Source organism: Promicromonospora sp. MEB111 (genome assembly GCF_030209445.1).
Lineage (GTDB): Bacteria > Actinomycetota > Actinomycetes > Actinomycetales > Cellulomonadaceae > Promicromonospora.
Genome location: NZ_JARVSD010000010.1, coordinates 191,200 through 203,204, shown reverse-complemented (window position 1 = coordinate 203,204; position 12,005 = coordinate 191,200). Strand labels below are relative to the sequence as shown.

Sequence of the window (12,005 nt, the reverse complement as noted above, 5' to 3'; positions counted from 1 at the left end):
AACCCGCGACCCTCACCTTGGCAAGGTGATGCTCTACCACTGAGCTACATCCGCGAAGCCGGGCATCCTGGGGTTTCCCCCGGTGTTCCGGCGTTCTGAACATTAATCGAACGGAGGGCGAACCGTCCAATCGCACGCGCCGCCCGTACGGTTGTCCCGTGTCACCCCGCCCGGCCCATCCGCCCGCAAACCGCACGATCCCACCGGTTCCGTCCCGCCCCGGCGCCCCAGCGGCCCCCGACGACGTGACGGGCACCACCGGCTGGGCGAGCTTCGCCGGACGCGTCGCCACCGACGCCGTCGAGTGCGTGGACGTGCTCGAACACCCGGAACGGCTCGAGACCGGCACCTGGTTCGTCGTCGCCGACTTCGAGGGCCGGGCGCGCGCATGGCGCTTCGCCCAGGTGCACGACGCCGGGACCGCACCCCGGGGTGCGGCGACCGCGGCCTGGCACGGACCGGCGTCCGACACGTGGACCACCTCGATGGACCAGGCCGCCTACGAGGCCGCCGTCGCCCGGGTGCGCGAGTACGTGCGCGAGGGCGAGGTGTACCAGGCCAACATCTGCCGGGTGCTGTCCGCTCCCCTGCCCGGCGGCGTCGGCGGGAGCACCGCGAGCGCCGAGCCCGACGCGCGGGCGCTCGCCGCCCGCCTCGCCGCGGGCAACCCGGCCCCGCACGCGGCCGCCGTGCACGTGCCCGCCGCGAGCGGGCTGGACCCGGTGTGGGTGGTGAGCGCGTCGCCCGAGCTGTACCTGTCGCTGGCCGACGGGCCGGACGGGCCCGTCGTGGAGTCCGGCCCGATCAAGGGCACTGCCCGCACACCTGACGGCCTGACGGACAAGGACCGCGCCGAGAACGTGATGATCACCGACCTGGTGCGCAACGACCTGCAGACCGTCTGCCGCCCGGGCACGGTCGAGGTCACGTCGCTCCTCGCCGTGGAGGCGCACCCCGGCCTCGTGCACCTGGTCTCGCGGGTGCGCGGCGTCCTGGCCGACGACGTCGTCCGCCCCGGCGAGCTGTGGCGCAGGCTGTTGGCCGGCACCTTCCCGCCCGGCTCGGTGTCGGGCGCCCCGAAGTCCAGCGCGCTGCGGATCATCCGTGAGCTGGAGCCCGCCCCGCGCGGCCCGTACTGCGGGGCCGTGGGCTGGGTCGACGGCGGCCGGGCCTCGCTCGCCGTCGGGATCCGGACCTTCTGGTGGGCCGACGGCGTGCTCCGGTTCGGCACGGGCGCCGGGATCACGTGGGGCTCCGACCCGACGGCGGAGTGGCACGAGACAGAGCTCAAGGCGGAGCGGCTGGTCGCGCTGGCGTCGTCCTGACGGCGCTGTGCCGACCGCGCGGCGGCCCGGCGCCGGCGCCGTCGACCGGCCGGGTGTCGGAGGCCCGGACTACCGTGGAGGCGTGGCGCACGTCCCGGGCTCCGGGGTTCCGGAGGTCCTCGCTCCCTACGTCTCCGCCGTCGTCCCGTACGACCTCGACCTGGGAGCCCCCGGCGTGCACCGGGGCATGCCCGGCACCGGGGTGACGTTCGAGCTGCCGCTCGGCGATCCGCTCGACGTCTCGTGGGCCGGGTCGGACGGCACCCGGCGGCAGGCCTGGTCGTGCGTGTCCGGGCTGCACACCCGGCCCGCCGCCATCCACCACGGCGGCCGGCAGCGCGGTCTCAGCGTGTCCCTCACGCTGCGCGGCGCCCGGGTGCTGCTCGGCGTGCCCCCGGGTGAGCTCGCGGGCGAGCTGACGAGCCTGCCCGAGGTCGCGCCCCACCTCGCGCACCTGCCGGAGCTGCTCGCCGCGGCCTCCGACGGCGGATCCCCGGACGGCGCGACGGTCGTGCGCGCCCTGGTCGAGCACCTCGCGCGGGCCGGCGAGCCGCGTCCGCGGGCCGACGTCGGGCGGGCGCTGGCCGGCATCGCGCGCGGCGGCCAGGTGCGCGAGGTCGCGGCCGAGCAGGGCTGGAGCCGTCGTCGCCTGCAGGACCTCGTCCGCGCCGAGTGCGGGCTCACGCCGCGCGACCTGCGGCGCGTGGCCCGCCTCGCCCGGTCGCGCCGCGCGCTCGTCGTGGCCGCCCGGTCGGGACGTGCGGGCCTGGCCGACGTCGCCGCATGGGCCGGGTACGCCGACCACGCCCACATGACCCGGGAGTGGGTGGCGCTCGGCGGATGCACACCGAGCACCTGGCTGCGCGAGGAGTTCCCGTTCGTTCAAGACGTCGCCGATCCGCCCCGGGCATCGTGGGAGACACCCGAACAAGGAGGATCACGATGAGCACCGGACTGTGGGTGACCCTGTCCTACCGCGACGCCGACGCGGGCCTGGCCTGGCTGAAGGCCGTCGGCTTCACGGAGCGCGCCGTCTATCGCGACGATGCCGACCCCGCCGTCGTCCAGCACGCCGAGCTCGCCTGGCCGGAGGGCGGCGGCGTCATGCTCGGCACGCACCAGCCACGACCGCAGTGGCCCGACCAGGCCGGGACCGGCTCGGCCTACGCGGTGACCGACGACGTCGACGGCACCTACACGGCCGCCCTCGCGGCCGGGGGTTCCAGCCTCCGCGAGCCTGCCGACCAGGACTACGGCGGCCGGTCCTGCGTGGTGCGCGACCCGGAGGGCAACCTGTGGAGCTTCGGGAGCTACCGGGGCGAGGGCTGAGTCCCCTTCCGACGGCGAGGGCCACCGATGAGTTCCGGCGGCCGCCGTCGTCTCACGGGCATGGGAATCGTGAAAGCAGACCTGGCAGTCTCGCTCGACGGCTACTCCGCGGGCCACGACCAGAGCCTGGAGCACCCGTTCGGCCCGCTGGCGGGCGAACGCCTGCACACCTGGATGTTCGAGTACGGCGACGCGCACAAGGCCGAGGTGGACGCCATCGTCGGCGCGGGCGCGTACATCATGGGGCGCAACATGTTCTCGCCCGGCCGCGGCGCGTGGGACCTGGACTGGAAGGGCTGGTGGGGCGACAACCCGCCGTACCACGGGCCCGTCTACGTGCTCACCCACCACCCGCGCGAGTCGGTGGAGATGGAGGGCGGCACCACGTTCCACTTCGTCACCGACGGCCCGGAGAGCGCGCTCGCCCAGGCCCGGGAGGCGGCCGGCGACGGCGACATCTCCATCACCGGCGGGGCCACCACGCTCAACGAGTACCTCGCCGCCGGGCACGTCGACGAGCTGCGCCTGCACGTGGTCCCGTTCACGCTGGGCTCGGGCACGCGCGTGTTCGACGGCGTGCCGCCCATCGAGTTCTCGTCCACGAGCGTGCGGCACACACCGGAGGTGACCCACGTGACCCTGCGCCGGTGACACACTGGGCGGCATGACGGTCATCTGGACACAGGGGCGCATGGTCGCGCCCGGCGAGGCCGCGCTCAGCGCGGTGGACCACGGCATCACGGTCGGCGACGGCGTCTTCGAGACCTGCGCCGTCCTGAACGGGCAGGCGTTCGCGCTGACGCGCCACCTGGCGCGCCTGGAGCGGTCGGCGTCCGGCATGGGCATGGCGCCCCTGGACCTGCGCACGGTGCGCGACGGCGTGGACGCGGTCCTCGCCGCCTCGCCGGACGCCGGCCGACTGCGCATCACGGTGACCGACGGCATCGGGCCGCTCGGCTCCGGCCGCACGGACGGGCCGCAGACGGTGGTCGTGGCGGCGACAGAGGCCGTCGTCGTGCCCACCGGACGGGCCGCCCGCTCCCCCTGGACCCGCAACGAGAACAGCGCCGTCGCGGGTCTGAAGACGACGTCGTACGCCGAGAACGTCGTGGCCCTGGCCGACGCGATCGGCAAGGGCGCCGACGAGTCGGTCTTCGCGAACACCGCAGGCGACCTGTGCGAGGGCACGGGCTCGAACGTGTTCCTGGAGATCGACGGCGAGCTCGTCACTCCCCCGCTCAGCGTGGGCTGCCTGGCCGGCATCACGCGCGAGCTGCTGCTCGAGTGGGGCGCCGAGGCCGGGCTGCCCGTGCGCGAGGCCAAGGAGGGCGAGCTGCCGTTCTCGGTGCTCGACCGCGTGTCCGCCGGCGAGGCCCGGATGCTGCTCACGGGGTCCGTGCGCAACGTCCAGCCGACGGTCTGGCTCGACGGCGTGGACCTGCAGATCGGCGAGCTCTCGGCGGCCGCACGCGACCTGTTCGAGCGGAACATGCGCGAGCGAACCGACCCCTGACCCGGTTCTCGCTCCGCCCGGCGATTCGGATTTCGCATCCGCGCTCGAACCAGGCTAATATCGTCCACGCACGCCCCAACGGGCAGGCAGCACGGGCGATTGGCGCAGGGGTAGCGCGCTTCGTTCACACCGAAGAGGTCACTGGTTCGATCCCAGTATCGCCCACCGTGAGAAAGTCCCCTGACCAGCAGAAACGCTGGTCAGGGGACTTTCGGTTTACCTAGATGTGTCGCCAGGGTCGCCCCCGGGGGACCAACTGAGGGACTAAGCGGTTCCGCGACCTTCCGCCGTGGCGACATCGAACAGCGGAGCCATGTGCCAGTCAGGCCCCACGTCGGCCACGGCGAACACCTGATCCATGACCGTTGCACCGGTCTCGATCACGGGACGCAGCTCGTGGCGGTACACCCTCTCCGTGACGGCGGTTCCCGAGTGCCCGAGCAGCCGAGCAATCTCTTCCACGGGAACTCGCTCCTGCGACATGATCGACGTGAACGAGTGCCGGAGTTCGCGGGGCGCCCACTCCTCCGGGTCGATGCCCGGGACCAGTCGGAGCGCGGGGCGGACAGACCTCCTCACGTTCGCGGCGTCGAGCCCCCAGCCATGCTGACGACGCTATTGGCGTAGCGATCCCGCGCCATCGGCAGGCTCCGGGTCGACTGCAGCGGGAAAGTTGAGAGCGTCAAGAAGCTGGACGAACAGATCCTCCGCGAACGTCTCTTCCGAACGCATGAGCTGCTCGATCTGGTCTTGTGCATCGCATCCGAAGCCTGCTGAACGAGCCCAGGCGATAGCTGCCTCGGCCCTGCTGGGAATGGTCGCCTGGTAGTCGGCGAGCCATCGCTGTGGGTCCACCTCGTCATACTCAGCGGCAATCTCCGCGTTGAGATGGGCCTCCCACCGCCTGCCATCCTGATCAAGCCCGTCCACCATGGCGACGTCACTGTCGTAGATGTAGGCAACGCACGCCGACGCGCCGGACCATTCGACGAGCCGGTCCAAGTGGCGCCACTGCCACAGGCCGTTCGTCAGCTGCAATGTCTGCCAACCTCCGGCGCGTGGCCAGCACTCGTGGATGTCATCGGGCGAGGCCGGCGACCCCCGGTCGAAGACGGGAGCTTCGCGCAGGGGGCGGTCGCTGCGACCGAAGACATAGTGCCCGGTGAAGCCCATGGTTTCTCCCTCGTGAACTTGTCCCGCGCACCCTACCCACCGGCTGGTAAAGCATGGAATCGGCCAGCCCAAGCCATCTTGCTCACCCGGGTTGCTCGCTGGCTTTCGCTGCCCACCCGCCCGGGGGACCAACTGGGGGACTACGGGGTGGGCCTCGGCCGGACTCCGCTGGACTAGCTGGGACGGTTTCTCAACGCTTGACGACCCGCCGTGGCAGCCCAGGATTCCTTCACACCGAAGAGCCACTGGTTCGATCCCAGTATCGCCCACCGTGCAGAAAGGCCATCCGGCCAGCGGAAACGCTGAGCAGGAGGGCTTTTCGCGTTGCCCGCACCCGGCAGTGACGCGCGGCTGCGTGACGGCGTGGGCAGCCGCCGGGATGAGCGCCGTGCTGGCGCTGTCGAAACCTCTGCATCTTTCGTTGAGGACGGGCCCTGACGCCGTTACGTTCGGGTGCACGGAGCACTTCCCCTCCAAGCAAGGGATGACATAGATGCAGATCTCGACCCCAAGTCGGCTCGCTCGAAGAATGACGGCTCTCGCCATGGCGGCGACCCTGACCGCCTCGCTGGGAATCGCCGCAGTGACGACCACGCAACCCGCCAGCGCGGCAGAAAGCGCGGTAGACGAGGTCCCCAGCTACGCGATGGGTATCGTGGGCAGGCCCTGGACGATCCAGAACCCCACTCTGTGCGGTCCGACGATCGGCGACGGCGGCAACCTCGTGGAGAACGGACGCACGTACGAGGGCAGGTGTCAGGGAGCGGGCCAGGAACCCACCATCACGGGAACCGCGGAAGCACCGGCGCTGACGTTCCGCACGGAGCATGACTTCAGGTATCCGGGCGCCATCCTCGACGACCCCGAGGCGAACACCTGGGTGGACGCCAACGGCAACAGGCTCCGGGACCGCACGGAGCTGGCGACGCCGGGGAGAACTCTGCCGTTCCACACCAACGTGTGGGTCGGGTTCGACATCCGCATCCCCGCGGGCGTCGACAGCGTGACCGGCAGCGGGGCGTACGTGATGCAGCTCTGGCAGTGCGCCGCGAACCCGATTGGCGGCATACGCATCCAGTCCGGCGCCGGCAACGGGCACAACCTCCAGTTCACGCGCCGGGGCGACGAGCCCGGCGTGGACTACAACACGGCAATGGCGACCAAGAGCATCGGCACCGACGAGTGGCACTCCTTCGTGATCAAGTACCACGTCGAGCCCTACACCGCCGGCGGCCCCAAGGGGCTGATCGAGGTCTGGCACAGGAAGGTCGGAGCGACCACCGTCGAGACGAAGATCCTCGAGCAGGAGGACTACTTCGGCTACGGCCCGAATTCCGCGTGCGAGAACGACACCTACGACGACATGTTCCGGATCAAGTACGGCATGTACAAGGACTACCAGCCGGGCGCGACGTTCCGGGCCGACTACCGGAACGTGAGGATCGGCGCCAGCAAGGCGGAGGTGCAGCCGTACTACCGCGACTGATCCCCTGATCCGTCTGCGATGACAACGGGGGCCCTCCGGCCGGCGGAAACGCTGAGCCGGGGGGCCTTTCGCGTTGCCTCGTCCACTGCTGACTCACGTTCACCAGGCCAGGAACGACCGTCCCGCACCGGCTTGCGGCCCTCAACGGCCTGCTGAACGTCCATCAGCGAGGGACTTTCACCCCCGGGTTTCCTGGTCACGGTTTCCGTCGGGCCAGGACCATGTGCGGCATGACTGATGCAACCGAGAACGTGCGGAACTCCCCCACCGCGGCCAACAGGTCCGCCGGCCCGATCACCCTGGGGCTGGCCGGGCTGATCATCGGGACGATCCTCCTCACCGTCGGCGTCGGCGCCGTGGGAACCGTGGCCGTGATCATCGGCGTCGCGGCCCTCCTGATCGGCCTCGCCGCACTGCTGGACGGGGTGCACAAGCTCGTCGAGAACCTCGACAACGCCACCCAGGCGATCCTGGACCGGCGCCCGTGACCGCCTCCCGCGGGAGAAAGTTCTGCCCGACTCGTGACATTGGCAGGGTTCCTCACTAATATCCGATTCCCTGACAGTCCAGCAGGTACAACGGCGTGCTACCCGGATACACGAGGAGATCTCCCCATGTCACGAACCCCGTCACGTGCACGAAGGCTCAGACTCCACCCGCTCCGCAGTGTGCTCGCCGCGTTCGGCGCGCTCGCGGTCACGGCGGCCACGCTCGTCGTCGCGCAGCCCACCCCGGCGGCGGCCGTCCCTGCCACCATCCCCCTGACCATCACCAACGACTCCGGACGCGGTGACCAGGTGTTCGTCTACGTCCTGGGCGACCCGGGCACCGGGCGGCTCGGCTGGGCCGACGCCGCGGGCGCGTTCCACGCCTGGCCCACGGTGGGCGGCACCCCCGTGGACGCACCCGACGCCTCGATCGCCGGGCCGGCCGACGGGCAGTCGAAGACCATCCAGCTGCCCAAGATGTCGGGCCGGGTCTACTTCTCGTACGGGAGCAAGCTCAGCTTCAAGGTCGTCAACGACGGGCGCCTCGTCCAGCCCGCGGTGCAGAACCCGAGCGACCCGAACCGCAACAAGCTGTTCAGCTGGACGGAGTTCACGCTCAACGACTCGGGCCTGTGGATCAACAGCACCCAGGTCGACTTCCTCTCCGCCCCGTACCAGACCGGCCTGCGCAAGGCGGACGGCAGCGTGATCAGCACGGGCATGCTCAAGCCCGACGGCTACCAGAACGTCGTCAACGCTCTCGCCGCCACCCCCGGCTGGTCCAACCTGGCCCAGCGCGCCCCGGACGGGTCGCTGCTGCGCATCCTCGCGCCCGGGCACGCGATCGGGACCGGGCAGATCGACGCGAACATCCTGTCGTCCTACGTGGACCAGGTGTGGGCCAAGTACACGAACGAGAACCTCACCGTCGCGCCCTACTCCTACGACCCCGCCGCGGTGTTCACCGGCCGGGTGCAGAACGGCGTCATGCGCTTCACCAACGCCTCGGGCGCGTACGTGACCGAGTTCCGCAAGCCGTCGAGCGACTCGGTGTTCGGCTGCTACAACGACCTGGCCGCGCCCAACAACGACATCGGCGCCATCGCGCGCACCCTGTGCGCGGGCTTCCACCGCTCCACCCTGCTGACCCGCACCACCCAGCCGGGCACCAGCACGTCGGGGTTCTACGAGGCCTCCGTGACCGACTACTACTCCAAGTTCATCCACCAGCAGATGGCCAACGGCAAGGCGTACGGCTTCGCGTTCGACGACGTCCTGGCGCAGGAGTCCCTGGTGCACGACGGCAACCCGTCGGCCGCCTACATCCAGCTCGACCCGTTCCAGGGCGCCGCGACGCCGATCGCCGGGTCGGACGGCGGCGGGGGCGACGGCGGCAGCGGGCCGCTCCCGTCCGGCACGGGCGCGGTGCACGCGTCCAACGGCATGTGCGTGGACGTCCCGTGGGCCGACTCGTTCAACGGCAACCCGCTGCAGATCGTCAACTGCACCGGCAACACCGCCCAGACCTGGACCCGGTCCGGCTCGACCATCGGCGCGCTGGGCCGGTGCATGGACGTGGCGTCCGGGAGCTCGGCGGACGGCGCCGTCGTGCAGCTCTGGGAGTGCAACGGCACCGGCGCGCAGAGCTGGTCCTACCGGTCCGGCGACCAGGCCCTGGTCAACCCGCAGTCGGGCAAGTGCCTGACGGCGGTCGGGGGCACGCCCCTGCACGACGGCCAGCGCCTGGAGATCCGCACCTGCTCCGGCACGGCCGCGCAGCGCTGGACCTTCTGAGCCCGCGCCGTCGGGCACCGCGGTGAACGGCCCCCGGCCGGCGTCATGCCGGCCGGGGGCCGTCCTGTCAGCGGAGGAGGCCGGGGCTCAGAGCCCGTCCGCGAAGTCGGCGACGATCGCCCGCCAGCGGTCCCTGACCTCGTCGTTGCGCTCCGGGGTGGGCGAGCCCAGGTGCTGCACCACCAGGGATGCGGAGCCGTTCTTCTTGGGCTCGCTGATGACCACCACGGACTCGCCGTCGTTCCCCGTGGCCCGCCAGGTGATGCGGTTCTGGGTGCCGCTGACCCGCGGGTCGGCGGCGACGAGAGCCCGCACGGCCTCGTTCGCCGCGGCGTAGCCGGTCCAGGCGCTCATGAGGGGCTCCATGCCGAGCGTCGTCGACCGGCTGACGCTCGTCTGGAAGGTGCCGTCCGGCCGCTGGCCGGGGATGCGCCGTCCGATGTGCTGCTCGTAGGCGACGGTGACCGACTGCGCCCACCAGGCGGGGTTCTCGATCGTGCCGTCCAGATCCAGGAGCACCGCCGTGGCGATCTCGTGATGGGTCAGGTCCGGCGCGCCGACGCGCGTCAGGAGGTCGAGCCAGTCGGCCCAGCTTCTGCCGGTCGCGCGCTCGACGGCCTGGATGCGGGAGCTCGTCGCCACGCCACCCATCCTGGCACGACGCCGCTCAGCGGCGCACCGCGTACCGCAGGTGCAGGGCGCGCTGGCCCTGGACCACCTCCGGGTCCTCCAGAAGCAGGTGCCGGCCCAGGTCGGCGAAGTACGGGATGCCCGCGCCGAGCAGCACCGGCGCGAGGCTGACGCACACGTCGTCCACGAGGCCGAGCGCGAGCGCCTGCTGGGCCACGTTCGCGCTCGCGATCGTGACGTCCTGGTCGCCGGCGATCTCGCGGGCGCGCGCGACGGCCTCGGCGACGTCGCCGACGAACGTGGTCCGTGGCCACCGGTGCGCGTCCTCGGGGACGTGGTGCGTGACCACGACGACGGGGGCGCCCACGGGGTGGTTGTCGCCCCAGCCGTCGGTGATGTCGAACAGGCGCCGGCCGGCCACGAGGGCGCCCGTGCCCTCGAACAGGTCGCGCAGCATCACGGCGCTGGCCTCGTCGACCCGGAGCGAGACGCCCTCGTTGGCGCTCGGCACCTCGACCGGGCCGACGGCGTACCAGTCGAAGATGTCGTCGATGCGGTCGTCCGGGTCGGCGATGAAGCCGTCCAGGGACATCGTCATGTGCGTGATCACCTTGCTCATCGCGAGCTCCTTCCGGTTCCCATCACCGTCCGACTGCGGAAAGCCCCATTACTCATCGGCGGCCGGCTCCCTAGGCTGGAGCGATGGATCACTGGGACATGGCCGACGGCGTCGTGGAGCTGCCCGACAGGCGGCGGGTGCGGGGCACGGGGCTGCGCCGCCCGCGCGGCGAGGTTCCCGTCCCGGACTTCGCGGTCTACCTGCGGGGCCGGGACCCGCAGGTGCCGGACCGGGAGTACCGCTGGGTGCGCTGGCGTGACTTCCGCCTGCCCGACTCGACCGAGGAGGCGCTGGCCGCGCTGCGGGAGGCTCATGCGCGGGCGGAGGCCGAGCGGGTCGAGATCGCCTGCGGCGGCGGGATCGGCAGGACCGGCACGGCCATGGCGGTCCTGGCGATCATGAGCGGTGTGGCCCCCGACGAGGCCGTGGCGTGGGTGCGCGAGCACTACCACCCGCGCGCGGTCGAGACCCGGCGGCAGCGGCGCTGGATCGCGGAGGTCGCCGCGGACGCCCGGGCATGAACGGCCCGCGAAAGCACTGCCGGGCACGACAAAGGCGGCCCCTGCCCGGCGTCTCCGCCGGCCAGGACCGCCTCGGGGTCACCCGGTCGCTGTCGCACGACCGGGGCTGCTCAACCGCTCAGTCGCGTGCGAGCAGCTCCAGCGTGTCGATCACGCGGTTGGAGAAGCCCCACTCGTTGTCGTACCAGGCCACGACCTTGACGTGTTTGCCGTCCACCCGGACCAGCGCGGCGTCGAAGATCGCCGAGGCCGCCTCGCCGGTGATGTCGCTGGAGACCAGCGGCTCGTCGGAGTAGTCGAGGATGCCGTTGAGGGCGCCGTCCGCCGCGGTGCGGTACGCCGCCAGCACCTCCTCGCGGGTGACCTCGCGCGCCACCGTGGTGTTCAGCTCCACGATGGAGCCGACCGGCACCGGCACGCGGATCGAGTCGCCCGACAGCTTGCCGTTCAGGTTGGGCAGCACCAGGCCGATCGCCTTGGCGGCGCCCGTCGTGGTCGGCACGATGTTGACGCCGGCGGCGCGGGCCCGGCGCGGATCGCGGTGCGGCCCGTCCTGCAGGTTCTGTTCCTGGGTGTAGGCATGCACGGTGGTCATGAACCCGTGCTCGATGCCGGCCAGGTCGTCCAGCACGGAGGCCAGCGGGGCCAGCGCGTTCGTGGTGCACGACGCGTTCGAGACGATCACGTGCTCTGCGGGGTCGTACGCGTCGGTGTTCACGCCGTAGGCGAGCGTCACGTCCGCGCCGGCCGAGGGGGCACTGACCAGCACCTTCCGGGCACCGGCATCGAGGTGCGCGCGGGCTGCGTCGGCGGAGGTGAAACGGCCGGTGGACTCCAGCACGAGGTCCACGGCGAGCTCCGCCCACGGCAGCTTGCCGGGCTCGCGCTCGGCGAGCACCTTGATGCGGTGGCCGTCGACGACGAGCTCGTCGCCGTCGACCTCGACCGGACGGCCCAGTCGGCCGAGCGCGCTGTCGAACTTGAGCAGCTGGGCGAGGGCGTCCGGGGCCGTGAGGTCGTTGATCGCGACCACCTCGAGTGTGCTGTCGCGCTCGAGCAGCGCGCGCAGGGTGTTGCGTCCGATCCGGCCGAAGCCGTTGATGGCGATGCGGGTCATCGGTTTCCTT

General features: G+C 71.5%; 13 protein-coding genes, 1 tRNA gene and 1 pseudogene. 10 read left to right on the top strand and 5 right to left on the bottom strand.

Annotated features, from left to right (window positions below):
- Positions 1-245: 245 nt before the first annotated feature.
- The 6 genes from QRN56_RS12740 (at position 246) to QRN56_RS12715 (ending at position 4,332) form a co-directional block, all read left to right on the top strand.
- The gene (locus tag QRN56_RS12740; protein ID WP_285103735.1) at positions 246-1,325 is read left to right on the top strand and encodes a chorismate-binding protein; all 1,080 of its coding nucleotides are present in this window, start codon (positions 246-248) and stop codon (positions 1,323-1,325) included.
- Positions 1,326-1,407: 82 nt separating this feature from the next.
- Entirely contained in the window at positions 1,408-2,271 is an 864-nt protein-coding gene (locus QRN56_RS12735; protein WP_285103732.1) for a helix-turn-helix domain-containing protein, read from the top strand.
- Positions 2,268-2,654 (top strand): VOC family protein, encoded by a 387-nt coding sequence (locus QRN56_RS12730; RefSeq protein WP_285103731.1) that lies wholly within the window; start codon positions 2,268-2,270, stop codon positions 2,652-2,654. The genes QRN56_RS12735 and QRN56_RS12730 overlap by 4 nt, the downstream gene beginning before the upstream one ends.
- A 60-nt stretch (positions 2,655-2,714) precedes the next feature.
- Positions 2,715-3,305 (top strand): dihydrofolate reductase family protein, encoded by a 591-nt coding sequence (locus tag QRN56_RS12725; RefSeq protein WP_285103729.1) that lies wholly within the window; start codon positions 2,715-2,717, stop codon positions 3,303-3,305.
- A gap of 13 nt (positions 3,306-3,318) precedes the next feature.
- A complete protein-coding gene (locus QRN56_RS12720) occupies positions 3,319-4,167 on the top strand; it encodes an aminotransferase class IV (RefSeq protein WP_285103727.1) in 849 nt (282 codons plus the stop codon).
- A gap of 93 nt (positions 4,168-4,260) precedes the next feature.
- Positions 4,261-4,332 (top strand) — tRNA-Val (locus tag QRN56_RS12715).
- 240 nt (positions 4,333-4,572) lie between these two features.
- On the opposite strand, the pseudogene QRN56_RS27630 reads toward QRN56_RS12715, so the two are convergent.
- Positions 4,573-4,746 (bottom strand): annotated as a pseudogene (locus QRN56_RS27630) (tyrosine-type recombinase/integrase); the annotation flags it as partial.
- Positions 4,747-4,782: 36 nt separating this feature from the next.
- A complete protein-coding gene (locus tag QRN56_RS12710; RefSeq protein ID WP_285103725.1) occupies positions 4,783-5,340 on the bottom strand; it encodes a hypothetical protein in 558 nt (185 codons plus the stop codon).
- Positions 5,341-5,869: 529 nt separating this feature from the next.
- Between QRN56_RS12710 and QRN56_RS12705 the strand changes: the two genes are divergently transcribed.
- The 3 genes from QRN56_RS12705 (at position 5,870) to QRN56_RS12695 (ending at position 9,108) form a co-directional block, all read left to right on the top strand.
- Positions 5,870-6,826, top strand: coding sequence for a polysaccharide lyase family protein (locus QRN56_RS12705; RefSeq protein ID WP_285103723.1), 957 nt, complete (start codon positions 5,870-5,872; stop codon positions 6,824-6,826).
- 230 nt (positions 6,827-7,056) lie between these two features.
- The gene (locus tag QRN56_RS12700) at positions 7,057-7,314 is read left to right on the top strand and encodes a hypothetical protein (protein WP_285103722.1); all 258 of its coding nucleotides are present in this window, start codon (positions 7,057-7,059) and stop codon (positions 7,312-7,314) included.
- Between the two features lie 180 nt (positions 7,315-7,494).
- A complete protein-coding gene (locus QRN56_RS12695; RefSeq protein WP_285103720.1) occupies positions 7,495-9,108 on the top strand; it encodes a beta-1,3-glucanase family protein in 1,614 nt (537 codons plus the stop codon).
- Positions 9,109-9,195: 87 nt separating this feature from the next.
- On the opposite strand, the gene QRN56_RS12690 is transcribed toward QRN56_RS12695, so the two are convergent.
- Positions 9,196-9,750 (bottom strand): hypothetical protein, encoded by a 555-nt coding sequence (locus QRN56_RS12690; protein WP_285103718.1) that lies wholly within the window; start codon positions 9,748-9,750, stop codon positions 9,196-9,198.
- Positions 9,751-9,775: 25 nt separating this feature from the next.
- Entirely contained in the window at positions 9,776-10,357 is a 582-nt protein-coding gene (locus QRN56_RS12685) for a dihydrofolate reductase family protein (protein ID WP_285103716.1), read from the bottom strand.
- An 83-nt stretch (positions 10,358-10,440) separates the two neighbouring features.
- Between QRN56_RS12685 and QRN56_RS12680 the strand changes: the two genes are divergently transcribed.
- On the top strand, positions 10,441-10,878 hold the full coding sequence (locus QRN56_RS12680; protein WP_285103714.1) for a protein-tyrosine phosphatase family protein: 438 nt from the start codon (positions 10,441-10,443) through the stop codon (positions 10,876-10,878).
- A 118-nt stretch (positions 10,879-10,996) separates the two neighbouring features.
- On the opposite strand, the gene gap is transcribed toward QRN56_RS12680, so the two are convergent.
- The gene (gene gap / locus QRN56_RS12675) at positions 10,997-11,995 is read right to left on the bottom strand and encodes a type I glyceraldehyde-3-phosphate dehydrogenase (protein WP_285103712.1); all 999 of its coding nucleotides are present in this window, start codon (positions 11,993-11,995) and stop codon (positions 10,997-10,999) included.
- Positions 11,996-12,005: the final 10 nt, after the last annotated feature.